General features: G+C 35.8%; 15 protein-coding genes and 8 tRNA genes. 8 read left to right on the forward strand and 15 right to left on the reverse strand.

Features of this window, described 5'->3' with window-relative positions:
- Window positions 1–27: 27 nt before the first annotated feature.
- The 3 genes from CMCT_RS05435 to CMCT_RS05445 are packed head-to-tail and all read left to right on the forward strand — an operon-like array spanning window position 28 to window position 2,073.
- Window positions 28–1,032: a hypothetical protein gene (locus CMCT_RS05435; RefSeq protein WP_034966748.1), complete on the forward strand. Its 1,005-nt coding sequence runs from the start codon at window positions 28–30 to the stop codon at window positions 1,030–1,032.
- On the forward strand, window positions 1,029–1,550 hold the full coding sequence (locus CMCT_RS05440; RefSeq protein WP_034966745.1) for a hypothetical protein: 522 nt from the start codon (window positions 1,029–1,031) through the stop codon (window positions 1,548–1,550). Before CMCT_RS05435 ends, CMCT_RS05440 begins: the two co-directional genes overlap by 4 nt.
- Window positions 1,543–2,073 (forward strand): hypothetical protein, encoded by a 531-nt coding sequence (locus tag CMCT_RS05445; RefSeq protein ID WP_034966742.1) that lies wholly within the window; start codon window positions 1,543–1,545, stop codon window positions 2,071–2,073. The genes CMCT_RS05440 and CMCT_RS05445 overlap by 8 nt, the downstream gene beginning before the upstream one ends.
- 1 nt (window position 2,074) lies before the next feature.
- Here the strand turns inward: CMCT_RS05445 and CMCT_RS05450 are convergent, their stop codons facing one another.
- Genes CMCT_RS05450 through CMCT_RS05465 form a run of 4 tightly spaced genes read right to left on the reverse strand, consistent with a single transcriptional unit; the run spans window position 2,075 to window position 5,598 of the window.
- Window positions 2,075–2,854 (reverse strand): 3'-5' exonuclease, encoded by a 780-nt coding sequence (locus tag CMCT_RS05450; RefSeq protein ID WP_211436743.1) that lies wholly within the window; start codon window positions 2,852–2,854, stop codon window positions 2,075–2,077.
- The gene (gene rpe / locus CMCT_RS05455) at window positions 2,851–3,498 is read right to left on the reverse strand and encodes a ribulose-phosphate 3-epimerase (RefSeq protein ID WP_034966737.1); all 648 of its coding nucleotides are present in this window, start codon (window positions 3,496–3,498) and stop codon (window positions 2,851–2,853) included. Before rpe ends, CMCT_RS05450 begins: the two co-directional genes overlap by 4 nt.
- A 7-nt stretch (window positions 3,499–3,505) precedes the next feature.
- Window positions 3,506–4,855 carry a hypothetical protein gene (locus CMCT_RS05460; protein WP_034966734.1) on the reverse strand — a complete coding sequence of 450 codons (1,350 nt, stop codon included), beginning with the start codon at window positions 4,853–4,855 and terminating at the stop codon, window positions 3,506–3,508.
- Window positions 4,852–5,598, reverse strand: coding sequence for a hypothetical protein (locus tag CMCT_RS05465; protein ID WP_034966731.1), 747 nt, complete (start codon window positions 5,596–5,598; stop codon window positions 4,852–4,854). Before CMCT_RS05465 ends, CMCT_RS05460 begins: the two co-directional genes overlap by 4 nt.
- 164 nt (window positions 5,599–5,762) lie before the next feature.
- On the opposite strand from CMCT_RS05465, the gene rpmB reads away from it, so the two are divergent.
- The 4 genes from rpmB to CMCT_RS05485 all read left to right on the forward strand — a co-directional run bounded on the left by rpmB (window position 5,763) and on the right by CMCT_RS05485 (window position 10,568).
- Window positions 5,763–5,954 (forward strand): 50S ribosomal protein L28, encoded by a 192-nt coding sequence (rpmB, locus tag CMCT_RS05470; RefSeq protein ID WP_034966729.1) that lies wholly within the window; start codon window positions 5,763–5,765, stop codon window positions 5,952–5,954.
- 22 nt (window positions 5,955–5,976) lie between these two features.
- Window positions 5,977–7,107, forward strand: coding sequence for a potassium channel family protein (locus tag CMCT_RS05475; protein ID WP_034966725.1), 1,131 nt, complete (start codon window positions 5,977–5,979; stop codon window positions 7,105–7,107).
- The gene (gene argJ, locus CMCT_RS05480; protein ID WP_034966722.1) at window positions 7,100–8,284 is read left to right on the forward strand and encodes a bifunctional glutamate N-acetyltransferase/amino-acid acetyltransferase ArgJ; all 1,185 of its coding nucleotides are present in this window, start codon (window positions 7,100–7,102) and stop codon (window positions 8,282–8,284) included. The genes CMCT_RS05475 and argJ overlap by 8 nt, the downstream gene beginning before the upstream one ends.
- Before the next feature lie 199 nt (window positions 8,285–8,483).
- Window positions 8,484–10,568 (forward strand): RNA degradosome polyphosphate kinase, encoded by a 2,085-nt coding sequence (locus tag CMCT_RS05485; RefSeq protein WP_034966719.1) that lies wholly within the window; start codon window positions 8,484–8,486, stop codon window positions 10,566–10,568.
- Window positions 10,569–10,572: 4 nt separating this feature from the next.
- Here the strand turns inward: CMCT_RS05485 and CMCT_RS05490 are convergent.
- The 8 genes from CMCT_RS05490 to CMCT_RS05525 form a co-directional block, all read right to left on the reverse strand.
- A tRNA-Asp gene (locus tag CMCT_RS05490) sits at window positions 10,573–10,649 on the reverse strand.
- Window positions 10,650–10,712: 63 nt separating this feature from the next.
- A tRNA-Val gene (locus CMCT_RS05495) sits at window positions 10,713–10,788 on the reverse strand.
- A 15-nt stretch (window positions 10,789–10,803) separates the two neighbouring features.
- Window positions 10,804–10,879, reverse strand: a tRNA-Glu gene (locus tag CMCT_RS05500).
- 16 nt (window positions 10,880–10,895) lie between these two features.
- A tRNA-Lys gene (locus tag CMCT_RS05505) sits at window positions 10,896–10,971 on the reverse strand.
- Window positions 10,972–10,976: 5 nt separating this feature from the next.
- Window positions 10,977–11,053: transfer RNA gene (locus CMCT_RS05510), tRNA-Asp, on the reverse strand.
- 63 nt (window positions 11,054–11,116) lie between these two features.
- Window positions 11,117–11,192: transfer RNA gene (locus CMCT_RS05515), tRNA-Val, on the reverse strand.
- A 15-nt stretch (window positions 11,193–11,207) separates the two neighbouring features.
- A tRNA-Glu gene (locus CMCT_RS05520) sits at window positions 11,208–11,283 on the reverse strand.
- Window positions 11,284–11,299: 16 nt separating this feature from the next.
- Window positions 11,300–11,375 (reverse strand) — tRNA-Lys (locus CMCT_RS05525).
- A gap of 188 nt (window positions 11,376–11,563) precedes the next feature.
- On the opposite strand from CMCT_RS05525, the gene CMCT_RS05530 reads away from it, so the two are divergent.
- Entirely contained in the window at window positions 11,564–12,712 is a 1,149-nt protein-coding gene (locus CMCT_RS05530) for a GGDEF domain-containing protein (protein WP_034966716.1), read from the forward strand.
- Between the two features lie 51 nt (window positions 12,713–12,763).
- On the opposite strand, the gene tilS is transcribed toward CMCT_RS05530, so the two are convergent.
- From tilS to panC, 3 genes are read right to left on the reverse strand one after another with little or no spacing between them, the layout of a single operon-like run.
- Complete coding sequence (gene tilS / locus CMCT_RS05535) at window positions 12,764–13,729, reverse strand: tRNA lysidine(34) synthetase TilS (protein WP_244948637.1); 966 nt, start codon at window positions 13,727–13,729, stop codon at window positions 12,764–12,766.
- A gap of 2 nt (window positions 13,730–13,731) precedes the next feature.
- Window positions 13,732–15,042 (reverse strand): 30S ribosomal protein S12 methylthiotransferase RimO, encoded by a 1,311-nt coding sequence (rimO, locus tag CMCT_RS05540; RefSeq protein WP_034966713.1) that lies wholly within the window; start codon window positions 15,040–15,042, stop codon window positions 13,732–13,734.
- A 1-nt stretch (window position 15,043) separates the two neighbouring features.
- Entirely contained in the window at window positions 15,044–15,865 is an 822-nt protein-coding gene (gene panC, locus CMCT_RS05545; protein ID WP_176325054.1) for a pantoate--beta-alanine ligase, read from the reverse strand.
- Window positions 15,866–15,902: the final 37 nt, after the last annotated feature.

A 15,902-nucleotide genomic window follows, 5' to 3' on the forward strand; every position in this document is an offset into this window, starting at 1 on the left:
AGGCATATTTTTATATTTGGGAGTATTATGGCTTTTTCTATTCGTCGTTTATTTTCAAACCTTTTTTTAAGCGTCGTGATAGAAAATTCGGAGTGTCTGTTTTATGGTCGTGTCTTTAAAAACGGCAAGGTTATAAAGACTTTAAACGCCAAATTTACAGACGTAGATCCACAAAATTTAGATGATAAAATTTTAGAATACATAAGACGCCAAGAGCATACGTATTACGCTGTTTACGTATCAGTGTTTTACAACGACGCATTTCAGGGTGCTTTGCCGACATTAAGACAAGATGAGTTTGAAAAATTTAACATAAGAAGCGATGGGGTTATTAGCATAAATATGAGCAATAGCTTTAGCATATATGCTGACGCCTTTGAGATAAATAAGGCAAAGGATATGTTTGGCAAAGATAGCGTTGATCTGCTTTATTCGCCCATTGCCCTACTCTACTCAGAGCTTTTGAAGCGTGGAATTTCAGATAAAACAACCCTATATCTTTACAACCATCAGGATAACTCAGCTCTAGCCATTTTTAGCAAAAAACAGCTAAAATTTGCTACATTTTTTAAGGTAGATAAGACAGAAAAGGCACCAATTACCGAAATTTTTAAAGAAGAGGACATAACAGATATTGATAACCTTATCATAAAAGATGAGGATGAATTAAACTCGCTTGATGATTTTAAAAGCCTAGATGAGATGTTAAACACCGAAAAACCAAAAGATGAGTTTGAAGATCTCGGATATGATATAAATATGCCAGCTTCAAGTGATGTGGCTGTATCTGTAACGATATTTGGCAGAGATATGAACCTTTTTAAATATATCTGTTTTGCAATTAAAGAGTATTATCAAAATCCAATGTATCAAGGCGATTTTGTCGAGCAAGTTGTAATATTTGATAACTCTAAAACCAGCGCGACATTTTTACAATATCTACAAACCGAGCTTCTTGTAGAAACTGACGTATATCCAGTAGATACCTTACATATAATGAACGAGCTTATGACTCAGGAGATAAAAATATGACATTTAGCCTTATAAAACCTGAGCCAAGACCGCTACTTAGCCTATTTAGTAAGCTTTGGCTGTTTTTGATATTTGTGCTATTTTTGGTTCTTTTTACGATAAATTTGTTTTTGATATATAAAAACTACTCGATAAAAAACAAAAGCGTAAATTTGTCACAAGAGCAAGTAAGACTTAGTGAAGAGATTAAAAAACTAGATGATGTAACCGGGATATTAAACACCAAAATAGAGGTCGCAAACGAAATTTACACATCAAATAATCTACTAAAACAAAGCCTTCACAATCTATTTGATCTAGTTCCTGATAGTATAACATTAGAAGAGGTTTTAATGGATAAAAACTCGCTAATCATAAGAGGAGTAACACCAACAAAAGATGTCTTTAACCAACTCCTAGCGTCACCATTAAAGTCGATATTTACGACGTCAAATACGAGTTTTTATCAGATAAAAAATGGCTGGTATGGCTTTGTAAGCACAAATAAGCTAGAAAAATCAGAGGGTTATAATGAGTAAAAAAGACACTAGCTTAGAAAACATCGACCTAGTAAAGCTCCTAATTTTTATACTCGCTTTCATAGTTGTATGTTTTATTATGATACTTGCATTTATCGTGCCAAACATAAAAGAGTATCGAAATTTAGCAAGAGAGAACAACTCCGTTCTTGGCGTTTACTCAAAAGTAAAGCAGACTCACGATACAAAGCAAGAAGCCCTAAATAAGCTAAAAGATGAGCATAAATTTATAATAAGCTCTTATGATTCAAAATTTGATAAAGATAAATTTATAAAATTTGCTTCAAATTTCTTTAGCGACGTTTCCTTGCTCGAAGCAAACGACACAAGCACAGATGAGAAGTATTTTTTATACAAACTAAGCGTCGTAAGCTCAATAAAAACACCGCAAAAATTTTATGACTTTTTAGAGTCACTTAGCAAATACGAAAGCATTATCAGAGCGGATTTTCCTATACAAATGAGAGGCGAAGGCGATAAAATACACACAACTTTTAACATAAAAGTTTATGGACAAAAATAGATTAGCCCTCGTTTAGTATTGGTTTGGTTCTTAAATTTGGTGCTGTTTTACTAAATTTTATAAGCTCTTCAGTGGTTTTAACATTTTGTGGCAACCTAGATAGCGAAATTTTAAAGATCTCGCTAGCAGCAACAGCGTCACTAAATGCCCTGTGATGAGTGTTTGTGATATTAAAAAGCTCCTTTAACGCACTAAGTCCGTAACGCTCAAAAGCTATCGTTCTACGTGCTAGCTCTATGGTGCATAGTTTGCGATTTAAAAGAATGCCAAATCCACAATCGCTCATTGATTTTGACACAAAACCATAATCAAAATTTACATTATGTGCCACAAAAACCGCACTGCCCAAAAAGTGCCTAAAACGCTCCATTACACTCTTTATCTTTGGAGCGTTAGTTAGGTCATCTGAGCTAATTCCCGTAAGTTCGGTTATATTTTCTGGCACTTCAGGTGCATAAATAAGGCTGTGAAATTTACCAACTATATCGCCAGAGAGAATTTTTACGGCACCTATCTCTATGATCTGTCCACTCTTTACCCCGCCTGTGGTTTCTACATCAACTATGCAAAATTCTTGATCGCATATCGGTCTTAGTCTAGTTTTTAGCTCAACCTTACCAGCGTATTTTACTATATCAAGCCCAAGAATTTGCCACAAATCAATGTCGCCAACATCAAAAATTTCAGCAAGTTCAGCTATATTTAAAGCTTTATGAACAAACTCAGTATAAGCAAGATCTTTACTGGCTAGTAAATTTAGTAAATTATCTAAATTTTTCAAAATTCAAGTTTTAGCGACTCTATCGCTGTTTTGTAAGAATTTGATGAGAATATATAGTTTCCAGCCACCAAAATATCAGCTCCAGCTTCCTCCAAATCAGACGCATTTAAGCCATTTACTCCACCATCAACTTCAATCAAGCATTTTGCATTTTTTGAGTCAATCATCTCACGCAAAGCACGAATTTTAGGTAATACACTAGGCATAAAGCTCTGTCCGCCAAACCCTGGATTTACACTCATTAATAAAACCATATCAACTTCGTTTATTATGTATTCAAGTATGCTAACTGGCGTGTGAGGGTTTAGCACTATGCCTGGGCTTACGCCGTTTTTACGTATATAATCAATTAGGCGTAAAGGATGCTTTTCCTCTTCAATGTGAAATGTTAAAAATTTCGGCTTTAAAGGCAAAAAAAGGTCGGCAAAAAATGTATTATTTTCAACCATTAAATGTATATCAAGTGGCTTTGTTGCTGCCTTTGCAACAGCATTTACAACCACAGGACCTATCGTGATATTTGGCACAAAATACCCATCCATAACATCAACGTGGACAAGGTCCGCTCCAGCCTCACAAATAGCCTCTATCTCGGCTCTTAAATTCCCAAAATCCGCAGATAAAATACTCGGTGCTACGTACATAAACTTCCTATCTACCGATAAACAACTTTCCGATATTAGCATTTGCAAGGTTTAAATCGATAAACGCACCCTTGCTTACATTGTCAAAAAAATCCTCTTTGGTGAAAATTTTAGGTATGCTAACTTTCGTGTTTATCCCTCTTAATATTAAAAATCTTAAAATTTTGTCCGTTATTATACTAAAAAGTTTCGTGTATGAGCTTAAAATATCATCATTTTTATCTGCAATCATCTGACAAATTTGCTCTATTTTATTGGAATTTATACCCATTAAAACTCTCATATCAAAATCCCCATAAAAACAGACACAACCATAAACCATCTCATCATCTTGACTGACCTTGCAAGACTCGATTCTAGTATTTACGCATACTATCTGACTTTGGCTCACGCTAGATAAAACATCAACAACACTAGACATCAAAAATGGCAAAATATCGATAATATTTTTATTTATATTTCGCACTATTCCTGGATCTAGCTGACGCTTTTTCATATACAAAATACTATCATCGTTTAAAAAATCAGTAAATTGGTTATAAACAAGTATGCTAGCATCCTTTAGGGCTAAGTAAAGCTCCTCTGAGATATTACTCTGTCTTAAGCCACAAACGGCAATTATCGCTCCGTATTCAGCACTAAAATCTGCCAGTTTTATCAAGAAATTTGCACCGTGGCTATTAACACCGCTTGTTATATTTATCCAAAATATGAAAAATTTAAAGCCGCTTCTTAAAAGTGTAGAGTGATAAAAGCTGTTAAAATCTGCAACAAAGCTCGAATCTATCATACCACTAGCTCTATAAACCACTATGTTTGACTTGGTAAAAATTTGCAAATTTTTACCCTGTGTCAAAATGTGGGTTTTTGAAGTTATAACCGGCAAGTTGTGTTTTCTAGCTTCACTCTCGTTACTAAACACACAAGCCCTGTATCCACGATCGCCAAGCTTCATCTCTATAAAATTTCTCTGCTCGGTTTTTGGGATTACTATCGCAACCTCTTGTTCGTCTAGCAGTCTACTTGCAAAAAATATCGACGCCACGTCCTTGGTTTGAAAAAACGACAAATTTGCAAAATTTGATGATGATTTTATTAAAAGCTCGTAAATAACATCATTATAGTCACAAACGCCCATACCTACGCCATTTTGTTGGGAAATTTTCTGTAACCTAGATAAAACAGAATGAATCCAATTTGGCGTAAAAAACACGACATTTTTAAAAGATACAAGTATGAAATTTACACCCCTAGCGACTATCATCTTCTCGTTTTCATCGCTAATCTCACTACTGCCAACGTCTAAAAAACCAAAAGGCATTAATACTGCTAGAGAATTTTCAAACACCAGTTTCATCTGACCAAAGCCCTTTTAAATTCCACCAGCATTTGGGTGTCTGCTACTGCATTTAGATTAAAAATTTTATCAAAACCAGCAGAACAAAATCCAGGCTGACTAATCTCGTAACATATTAAAATTTTAAAATATTCAACTATATTTTTTTCACTTGGTGGCAATGTTTTTAGATTAAAATCAAGCATTAAAGTAGTCGTAAAAAACAGCCCCTGGCTATACATTTTCTCAAAAATTTCATCATAGCTTATGTCACAAATATCCAAAATGCCATCTACTGAATTTACAAAACTTACAAAAACGAGCTCAGCAAGTAAAATATTTAACATCATAAGCGACGCAAGAGATGAATTTCTAGCACTTCTGTATCTTATTTGAGTTAAAATTTTATCCCAATGGCACAAAATTTTAGCATTTAACTCTACCAATTTTATAGTACTTATGTCAAAAATTTCACACTTTTTTGGAAATTTTAAAAATAAAGCGTAAGAGTCTATTATAGAATTTAACAAATTTACATCTAGTTGCTCAGCTATAATCCTAACATCTTTACTGCCTATATCTACGTAAAAATCCGCATTTCTGAGCATAGTAAGAAAATAAATAACAAATTCTCTATCTAAAGCAAGCAACCCTATCGCCTCTTTTGGTTTTTTAGCAGACATCAGAGCTTTAACTTGTTTGATATTTTCTGGTACAAAACCGATATGTTCGATTATTTTATCTATTTGAGATTTTGACAGCATAGTCCTTAAACTTAAACGCAATGTAAATTTTGTCTAATTCTATCCAAAAGCCACACAAAAAGCAAATTAAATTTTAATAAATACCAAAATACTACAATTTAAGCATTATTTTTGTTTTTTTTTGATATTATCAGCCGAAAATTTTGTTTAATAAGGAATACATAATGTCAAGAAGATGTGCTATAACAGGAAAAGGCGTAATGGTAGGCAATAACGTCAGCCACGCTAACAACAAGACAAAAAGAAGATTTTTGCCAAATCTTAGAACTATTCGTGTTGCGTTAGAAGACGGCTCTACAATGAAAATCAAAGTAGCTGCCTCTACACTAAGAACTATGAAGAAACAATCAAACTAATGACCACGCCAAAGAGGAATTTATGGCTTTTCTGACAAGGCTTAAAAAATTCCTCCAATGGCAAAACTCCACAAAACCTGAAATAAATCTCAACACAGAGCTATACGAACAGCTAAAGCCATTTAGATTACCGCTCATCTCGGTTGTAATGATGATGATGTTTGGTACGCTAGGATACGTCTTTATAGATAATTTTTCACTGATGGACGCTATCTATCAAGCGGGTATGACCTTTACAACCGTTGGTTTTACAGAGGTTGCACCTATATCTACGCAGGGTAGAATTTTTACGATAGTTTTTATTCTGCTTGGCTTTATGGTCTTTACATTTTCAATAGGTCTATTAATCGAAGTTTTAAAAAAGGGTTCGCTTATTGCTATCTTAAAGGAGAGAAGTATGCTTTATAAAATCGCTCGTTTAAAAAATCACTTTGTAATCTGCTATCACAACCTATACACAATCGAGCTTAGTGCACAATTTAGAGAAAATCACATACCATTTGTAGTTGTAGATGATAGAGATGATTTGGCTGAACTGGCAGAAAAATACAAATACCCATATTTTATAAAGGCTCAACCGCACACCAAAACGGCATTTTTAAAAACTCATCTCTCAAGTGCAAAAGGACTTATAACCTTAAGCCCAAACATAGCTGACAATATCGCACTCATCGCCTCTGTAAGGCTTTATGAAAAAGAGATAGGAAGAAGTAAATCATATTTTGTGATGACAAACTCAGATAATGAAGACGATACTGAACGCTTAAAAAAACTTGGTGCAGATAACGTAGTAAGCCCGTCAAAACTAGTTGCCCAGCGTCTTAGTGCGATGAGTGTGCGTCCAGATATGGAGAATTTGCTTGAGCAATTTTTATACAAAAAAGACTCTCCGATAGATATAGAGGAAATTTTAGTCCCGGACTATTCATGGGTACGATTTAAAAGGCTAAAAGAAACACACTTAAGAAACATCACAAACGCTGATGTCGTTGGAATATCGGATATGAATAACAAATTTACACCTATGCCAAGTGGTGACACGCTTATCGGAACAGGCACAAAACTGCTAGTTATCGGTACAGCTACTGGCATAAGAGCCACAAAACGCGTCATTAAAAGCAAACACAGACCAGAGGAATTTAAATATGTATGAAATTAAAAAACTAGAAAATGGACTTGAAAATATAGATGGATTTTACTTTGACGGCGTAAATTCTGGCTTTAAAAAAGATGGCAACGATCTTGGATTTATAAGAAGCGATGAAGCAGTCGATGTGTCAGCCATTTTTACTAGCAATAAATTTCCAGCCGCACCTATTAGACATTTTTTAAAATATCCAAAAAATTTTAAAACAAATTTTATACTGCTAAACTCAAAAAATGCAAACTCTATGACTGGCGAAGCTGGTGTTAAAGACATAGATGAAATTTTTACTGCTCTTGGTAAAAAAATTGCCCTTATAAATCCTATAATGAGTTCAACTGGTGTTATAGGCTACAGACTTAATAAAGAAAAAATTACAAAAGGTCTTAAGAATTTAAATTTCACAAAAAGAGATAGTAACGCCGTAGTAAACGCGATAATGACAACTGATAGCTTTAAAAAAGAGTTGGCTTACGAGATAAATTTGACAAACAAAGGCAAATTTAAAATAGCAGCTATCTGCAAAGGTGCTGGTATGATAAACCCTGCTCTAGCCACTATGCTCTGTTTTATCTTAACAGACGCAGATATAGCAAAAGAGGATATGGACGAGCTTTTAAAACAGAGCGTTTTGACAAGCTTTAACGCTGTTAGTGTTGACGGAGATACATCTACAAACGACACTGTTATGCTTTTAAGCTCCAAAAAAAGTGGCGTGTATGACAAACAAGCGTTTAAAGATGTGCTAAATTTAATAACAAAAGAGCTTGCCATAATGCTAGTAAAAGACGGAGAGGGTGCGACAAAGGTTGTTGAGTTTAAAGTAAAAGGTGCAAAAGATGATAAACAAGCACAAACCGCGGCAAAAGCCCTGGCAAACTCACTGCTTGTCAAAACAGCCATATTTGGCGAAGATCCAAACTGGGGCAGAATCGCCTCAACCATAGGTGCTAGCGGGATAGAATGCGACGAAGAGAAGCTATCTATATACTACGATGATGTTTTAGTTTATAGCAAAGATTTTAAAGAGCTAGATAAATACAGAGAGAGCTTAGCACACGACGTTATGAAAAAGCCAAGCTACACTATAACATGCAACATAGGTATAGCAAACTCTTGCTTTAGTGCTTATGGATGTGATTTGGGTCATAAATATGTAAGCATAAACGCCGACTACCGCTCGTAAGAGCGTAGTTGCGTTAAAATGAAATTTTCTTAATCAATGCAAAAACGATAACACAAACTAAAAAAATACCAACTAAAATAGCATAATCTAACATAAAAGCTCCGTTTTTACCACGTATTGTAGCTAAAAATCTCAACTTTATCAAATTTGTTTTAATTTTATTACATTTTTGATAAAATTAAACAAAAAGGAGAAAAATATGTCAAACAACACTCTTTTTATCAATAGAGAGCTAAGTTGGCTCAGGTTTAACTCACGTGTTTTAGCACAATGTCAAAAAGATATACCGCTACTTGAAAAGCTAAAATTTCTAGCCATTTATAGCACAAATTTAGATGAGTTTTATATGATACGAATCGCTGGACTAAAACAACTATTTGCTGCTGGTGTTACAATTAGCGGTAGCGATGAGATGAGTCCACTTGAGCAGTTAAGAGAGATACGAAAATATCTACAAGATGAGCAAAAGGTTTTAGAAAACCACTATCTAACCACAAAAGACGCACTCGCTAAAGAGGGGCTATTTATAAAAAATTATGAGGAGCTTGATGATATTTTAAAATCTCGTTGCGATGAGTATTTTTTCTCAAATATCTTACCTGTTATAGTCCCTATAGCGGTTGATGCTACGCACCCGTTCCCGCATTTAAATAACCTTAGCTTCTCACTGGCTGTAAAGTTAGCAGACATATCTCATCCTGAAATTTTAAAATATGGAATGATACGAATTTCTCGCGTTTTACCTAGATTTCATCAACCAGAAGAAAACGTGTATGTCCCGATAGAAACCATCGTTCATCGTCACGCTGAAGAAATTTTCCCTGGATATCGGCTTATTAGCTCTTGTGCTTTTAGAGTGACAAGAAACGCAGATATCGTCATAGAAGAGGAGGAGGCAGATGACTTTATGATGATACTTGAGCAAGGGCTAAAACTACGCAGAAAAGGTGCTTTTGTGCGTATGCAAATCGCTCAAGACGCCGATGAGGATATACTTGAGTTTTTAAACTCACATATGAAAATTTTTCATAAGGATATCTATTTTTCAAATGTCCCGCTCACGCTAAATTCACTATGGCAAATAGCTTCAAATAAGGATTTTATAAACCTTAGCCTACCACTTTACACACCAAAAACACTTCCACCTTTTGGGGAAAATGTAAGTATTTTTGACGCAATAGACAAAGAAGATGTGTTGCTCTTGCACCCTTATGAGAGCTTTGATCCGGTTGTTCAGTTTATAAAAGAGGCGAGTAAAGACCCAAAAGTCATATCAATACGTATGACTCTTTACAGAGTTGATAAAAGCTCACCAATTATTCAAAGTCTCATAGATGCCGCAAGTGACGGCAAACAAGTAACCGTAATGGTCGAGCTAAAGGCTAGGTTTGATGAAGAAAACAATCTTCACTGGGCAAAAGCATTAGAGGACGCTGGAGCACACGTAATATACGGCATTACAGGCTTTAAGGTTCACGCAAAAGTTTCTCAAATAATACGCCAAATAGGCGATAAGCTGAAATTTTATATGCACATAGGCACTGGAAATTACAACGCAAATTCTGCTAAAATTTATACTGATATTAGTTTTTTTACAAGTCGCAAAGAGTTTGCAAGCGATACAACAACGTTTTTTCATATTCTCTCAGGATACAACAAAAATCGTCGCTTAGAAACACTCAGTATGTCGCCGTTGCAAATAAAAGAACGCATAATACAAAAGATTAAATTTGAAGCAAGTAAGGGCGATCAAGGACGCATTATAGCCAAAATGAACGCTCTTGTTGATTCTGACGTTATCCACGAGCTTAGCCTTGCTTCAAATGCTGGAGTTAAGATAGATCTCATAGTGCGTGGAATTTGCTGTTTAAGACCTGGTATAGTTGGCAAAAGCGAAAACATAAGAGTGCGTTCAATCGTCGGAAAATACCTAGAACACGCTAGAATTTTATATTTTAAACACTCAGAACCAAGAGTTTATATCTCAAGTGCTGACTGGATGCCACGAAATTTAGAAAGACGACTTGAGCTTATGAGTCCTATATTTGAAAGGCGTTTACAAGATAGATTACTAGAGGTGCTAGAGCTTCAGCTAAATGATAATGAACTAGCATTTGAACTAGATAGCTCAGGCGAATATACAAAGGTTAAAAGCGGACAAAAAGTAATCAATAGTCACGAAATTTTAGAAAACTATATGAATAAAATTTACAAATCACTAAAAAAAGATACAGATAAAGCAAAAGTTGATCTTGTGGCAACTAAATTTCTAAAAGAAGGATAAAAAGTGGCGCAGCGGACGGGGCTCGAACCCGCGACCTCCGCCGTGACAGGGCGGCATTCTAACCAACTGAACTACCGCTGCACCGAAAAAAGTTAAGTAAGCACTTACGGTGGCTAATCACCTAAATATTACGCGAAAGCGTGATGGTGGTCGCTATAAGACTCGAACTTATGACATCCACCTTGTAAGGGTGGCGCTCTACCAACTGAGCTAAGCGACCTAACCTACTTAATAATGGCGACCCTTAGAGGATTTGAACCTCTGTTTCTACATAGAGAAAGTAGAGTCCTGAGCCACTAGACGAAAGGGTCATAAAAACCCAAAAAGTGGTGTCCTGTGCTGGATTCGAACCAGCGGCCCCCTCATTAAAAGTGAGATGCTCTACCTGCTGAGCTAACAAGACAGAAGTGGCGCAGCGGACGGGGCTCGAACCCGCGACCTCCGCCGTGACAGGGCGGCATTCTAACCAACTGAACTACCGCTGCACCGAAAAAAGTTAAGTAAGCACTTACGGTGGCTAATCACCTAAATATTACGCGAAAGCGTGATGGTGGTCGCTATAAGACTCGAACTTATGACATCCACCTTGTAAGGGTGGCGCTCTACCAACTGAGCTAAGCGACCTAACCTACTTAATAATGGCGACCCTTAGAGGATTTGAACCTCTGTTTCTACATAGAGAAAGTAGAGTCCTGAGCCACTAGACGAAAGGGTCATAAAAACCCAAAAAGTGGTGTCCTGTGCTGGATTCGAACCAGCGGCCCCCTCATTAAAAGTGAGATGCTCTACCTGCTGAGCTAACAAGACAAAATAAACAAAATTGAAGTTGGGATTATACAAAAAAGTTTAGCTTTTGTCAAGTTTTTTACAAAACTAACAAAAATAAATTTAATAAAATCATGGTAGTGACTATTTTATCCTTATCAAAGAAAAGTTTATATATAATTTAAACGATAAATTTACGAAAAAATCATAATTTATTCAAAAGGCTTTTTATGCATACTAGCACAGATGTTTTTGTTTGGGGCAAGGAATTTGAAACAAATGTAAAAAAGATAGACTCTGATCACAGATATCTCATAGAGCTTATAAATTCCCTAGGTAGAAAACTCTCTATGGTAAAGGTTACGATAGATGACATTGATCCAATTTTTAAAGAGCTTGTTGGTTATTCAAGGTATCACTTTGCTGGAGAAGAAGCGATAATGAAAAATGCTGGTGTTGATATACGCCACATAAAAGAGCATGTTCAAGCACACAAAAATTTCATCGAAGAGGTAACATCGCAGTATAAAAGCATAAACATTCAAAATATACAAAAAAGCGCGAAGTCCCTGCTTGATTTTTTAGTTCAGTGGCTTACATTTCACATACTTGGCATAGATAAAAATTTAACCGCCCAAATAAGGCTCATAGAGTCAGGATACTCTCCAGAAGACGCATTTGTCGAGATTAACGGCATAAATCACGAGCAAATAGATACGCTAGTTAAGTCATTTAATGGAATTTTTGGAGTATTAATGAGATATAACGATGAGCTTTTGACGCTTAAAAAATCTCTTGAGGACACAGTCGAGCAGAGGACAAAAGAGCTAAAAGAGGCAAATTTAGAGTTAGAAAAGGTAAATAAAAAGCTAGAACACATAGCGATGACTGATCAACTAACCGGACTAGCTAACAGGCATAAAATGCTAAACGAGCTTGATAATTGCTGGCAAAATTTCAAACAAAATGGGATTAAATTTTCATTTTTAATGTTTGACCTTGATAATTTTAAAATCATTAATGATACCTTTGGTCATGATGCAGGAGATAAGATATTAAATATATTTTCACAAGCATTATTGCACAATGTAAGAACCGATGATGTTGTGTGTAGAATGGGCGGAGATGAGTTTTTGATAGTCTGTCCAAATACAGATAAAAATGGAGCAAAGATAATTGCTGATAAGATTTATCAAAGTATAGAAAATTTATTTGTAGAATTTGGCAAAAGCGGATGGCATGGATCTGCGAGCATTGGTGTTGCCTGTGTTGATGAAACTATGAGTAGTAAAGAAGATATGATAAAAAAAGTTGACAATGCAATGTATAAAGCAAAACAAAATGGGAAAAATCAAATTTTTATACATGATAGCAATTAATTCTTTATTTAACCTGTCTAGTAGCCATTCTAGCTTATACTAGTAATAATTTTATAACAATAGATTAAAATTTATTAAGAAAAGGTATGGTCTGTTTAATTTTGGTATCTTTTTTATTCGGCAACACTCTTTGAAGCGTTTATCCATTTTTGTTTTTATAAATGGCGTGATAAAAATTAGATCATCTCTAACGCCGATTGCCATTTTGCCACTAATAACGCAGTCACTTAGGCAAATTTTTCTTTGATTCTCGCTCATTAAAATACCAAAAATTTTAGCTACCTTATCAATGCCACGAAGTGCGTTTTTGTCATTTTTAACGACATAAAACTGCTCTTTTACTCGCTTTATTTTTGGCTCTAAATTCCTAACGTCTTCGTTTAAAAATTCAAAGCTTTTTTTAACGCCACTTTTAAATTTAGCCAAAAATGGCTCAGCAAATTCGTGTCTGAAAAAATTTCGTTTATAGTCTGTTTTTAAATTAGTTTCATCAATAAAATACTCTAAATTTTGCCTGTTTAAAAAGCCTAAAAGCTCATCTTTGCTAACACCTAAAAGTGGGCGGATTAGCGTGAAATTCTCACGTCTTTCACACTCTTTCATACCGATAAGTTCACTAAGTCCTGCTCCTTTGCTAAGTTGCATTAAAAACCACTCAAAAAGGTCGTTTAGCTGGTGTGCTAGGATTAAATTTGTGTATCCGTGAGCTTTGCAAAGATTGTTAAAAAAGGCGTAACGCTCATCACGTGCATTTTTTTCAAAATTTTTAACGTCTAAAAAAACGCTTTTAGTGTGGCAAATTTTACTAAATTTCAGGGCTAAATTTTGTGCTTGTTTAACCTCATTTTTACTCTCTTTGCGAATGTTATAATCAACGATTGCAATGTCAAAATTTACACCCAAATCGTTTAAAATATAAAAAAGTGCCGTGCTATCAACGCCGTGAGAAAAGGCGAGTAGGTTTTTACCGCCTTTTAAAAGCTTTATGATTTGTGCTGAAATTTCTATCTTGCACAAGGCTAATCCGCCCTTTTAACAATACTTGCAACTAGCTTGTCGCCAAGTGATTGCGTGATTTTACAAACGTAGCGTTCGCCAATTCTTAGGTCGCTAACTTCGCTCTCGTTTATCAAAATTTCGCCGTCAATGTCTTTATCCCAAATATCAAGCTTAGCCGCATAAAACATCTCGCCCTCGCTGCTCTCGCCTTCAAGTGACGCCACGCACAAGCGATTTATCATCGCTTCAAAGCTATCATTTATGGCGTTTTTAATGACTTTTTCAATGACGCTTAAACGCTTTGAGATCGTTTTTGTAGGCACCTGCGTCATCTCATAAGCCTTGGTGTCCTCTTCTTTTGAGTAGGCAAAAGCTGAAATTCTATCAAATTTAAACTCACTTAGAAATTTTACAAGCTCGTTAAAATCATCATCACTTTCGCCAGGATGCCCCACAATCACGCCAGTTCTTAAAAATGAATTTGGAGCGTTTCTCATTAGGCTTAAAAGCTCTTTTAGCTTAGCCTCGCCACTGCCACGACGCATAATTTTAAGCATATTTTCGCTTATGTGCTGGATTGGCATATCAAAGTAGTTATGAAAAACCTTTGAAGCGATGATTTTTTCAATTAACGCCCTACTCGTCGTGCTTGGATAAAGATATAAAATTCTAGCACTCTTTACACCCTGTATCTTTTCAATCTCATCTATTAAATTTATAAGTCCGTCACTAACGCCAAAATCACGCATATATGAGCTACTATCTTGTGAAAGAAAGCTAAAATCATAATATCCTTTTTGCACGAGTTTTCGCACTTCATCTACGATATTTTCAAGACTTCGCGACTTTAAACGCCCTTTAAAAGTAGGTATGGCACAAAAGCTACATTGTTGATTACAGCCCTCTGAAATTTTAATGTAAGCGTGATAGTTTGAGCCTGTTATCACGCGTTCATCATTGCTTTGAAGGTAGGTATCTGGACTAAAAAGATTTGTCTTTTTAAGTAAAATTTCATCAATCTTATCATAATCGCCAACACCGGTAAATAGATCAACCTCTGGCAATTCTTTCATTAGCTCATCGCGGTAGCGTTGCATTAAACAGCCAGTCACCACAAGCGTTGCGTCCGCTTTTTTGGCGTCTGCTATCTCTAAAATCGTGCGAACACTCTCCTCTTTTGCAGAGGCGATAAAACCGCAAGTATTTACTATTATCACATCAGCTTGCGTGGCGTCATCTGTAAGCTCGTAAGCCTTTAAGCGACCAAGCATTATCTCGCTATCAACTAAATTTTTATTACAGCCTAGTGAAATTAGATGAAGTTTTGCCATTTTAAACCCAAAGATTATCAATCAAACGCGTCTTGCCAACGTAAGCAGCGACTAGAATTATCGTATTGCCAAGCTCTACGGCACTTAACTCTTTAAAATTTCTATCAACCACAGCGACATAATTAACCTGCAATGGTTCTAACGTGCCAAGCATTTTTTCCTTAATCTTTTTAGTGTCAAGTTCGCCAGATTTTATTAAATTACTTGCATTAAAAAGTGAGCGTGAAATTCTTAGGGCGTTACACTTTTCTTCTTCGCTTAGATAGGCGTTTCTGCTTGAAAGTGCTAGTCCGTCGCTCTCTCTAATAATCTCACAAGGCACGATATTTAAAGGTATGAACATAGTTTTTACCATATTTTGCACGATTATTAGTTGTTGGGCGTCCTTTTTGCCCATATAAACGTTGTTTGGTTTTACTAGGTTAAATAGTTTTGTTAAAACCCTTAAAACGCCGTCAAAATGCCCCGGACGAGTCTTGCCCTCTAAAATACTAGCAAGTCTAGCTGGTGCCACGACTAATGGCTCATCATCAAAATAAAGCTCATTTGCCTCTGGCATAAAAATCGCCGCCGCACCGCAAAGTTCGCAAATTTTAATGTCCGCCTCCTCGCGTCTTGGATATTTTGCCAAATCCTCGCCCGGTAAAAACTGCGTTGGATTTACAAAAACCGAAACGATGACATTTTCATTTTCGCTAACTGCACGTTTTATAAGACTCATATGCCCGTCGTGCAAAGCCCCCATTGTAGGCACGAAGCCGACACTGCCGTTTAAACTAGCTCTAAAATTTAAAAGCTCATCTACACTTTTTAAAACTACCATTTTTACTCTTTTTAAAAATTTTTAACCGACCATTTTA

It is taken from the genome of Campylobacter mucosalis (assembly GCF_013372205.1).
GTDB classification, from domain to species: Bacteria; Campylobacterota; Campylobacteria; order Campylobacterales; family Campylobacteraceae; genus Campylobacter_A; species Campylobacter_A mucosalis.

Excerpts from the sequence above, each read along its gene's own strand:
- CMCT_RS05465 (WP_034966731.1), bottom strand. The coding sequence starts at position 5,598 with ATGCTGTCAAAATCTCAAATAGATAAAATAATCGAACATATCGGTTTT.
- CMCT_RS05530 (WP_034966716.1), top strand. The coding sequence starts at position 11,564 with ATGCATACTAGCACAGATGTTTTTGTTTGGGGCAAGGAATTTGAAACA.
- rimO (WP_034966713.1), bottom strand. The coding sequence starts at position 15,042 with ATGGCAAAACTTCATCTAATTTCACTAGGCTGTAATAAAAATTTAGTT.
- CMCT_RS05445 (WP_034966742.1), top strand. The coding sequence starts at position 1,543 with ATGAGTAAAAAAGACACTAGCTTAGAAAACATCGACCTAGTAAAGCTC.
- CMCT_RS05460 (WP_034966734.1), bottom strand. The coding sequence starts at position 4,855 with ATGAAACTGGTGTTTGAAAATTCTCTAGCAGTATTAATGCCTTTTGGT.
- rpe (WP_034966737.1), bottom strand. The coding sequence starts at position 3,498 with ATGTACGTAGCACCGAGTATTTTATCTGCGGATTTTGGGAATTTAAGA.
- argJ (WP_034966722.1), top strand. The coding sequence starts at position 7,100 with ATGTATGAAATTAAAAAACTAGAAAATGGACTTGAAAATATAGATGGA.
- rpmB (WP_034966729.1), top strand. The coding sequence starts at position 5,763 with ATGTCAAGAAGATGTGCTATAACAGGAAAAGGCGTAATGGTAGGCAAT.
- CMCT_RS05435 (WP_034966748.1), top strand. The coding sequence starts at position 28 with ATGGCTTTTTCTATTCGTCGTTTATTTTCAAACCTTTTTTTAAGCGTC.
- CMCT_RS05440 (WP_034966745.1), top strand. The coding sequence starts at position 1,029 with ATGACATTTAGCCTTATAAAACCTGAGCCAAGACCGCTACTTAGCCTA.
- CMCT_RS05485 (WP_034966719.1), top strand. The coding sequence starts at position 8,484 with ATGTCAAACAACACTCTTTTTATCAATAGAGAGCTAAGTTGGCTCAGG.
- panC (WP_176325054.1), bottom strand. The coding sequence starts at position 15,865 with ATGGTAGTTTTAAAAAGTGTAGATGAGCTTTTAAATTTTAGAGCTAGT.
- CMCT_RS05475 (WP_034966725.1), top strand. The coding sequence starts at position 5,977 with ATGGCTTTTCTGACAAGGCTTAAAAAATTCCTCCAATGGCAAAACTCC.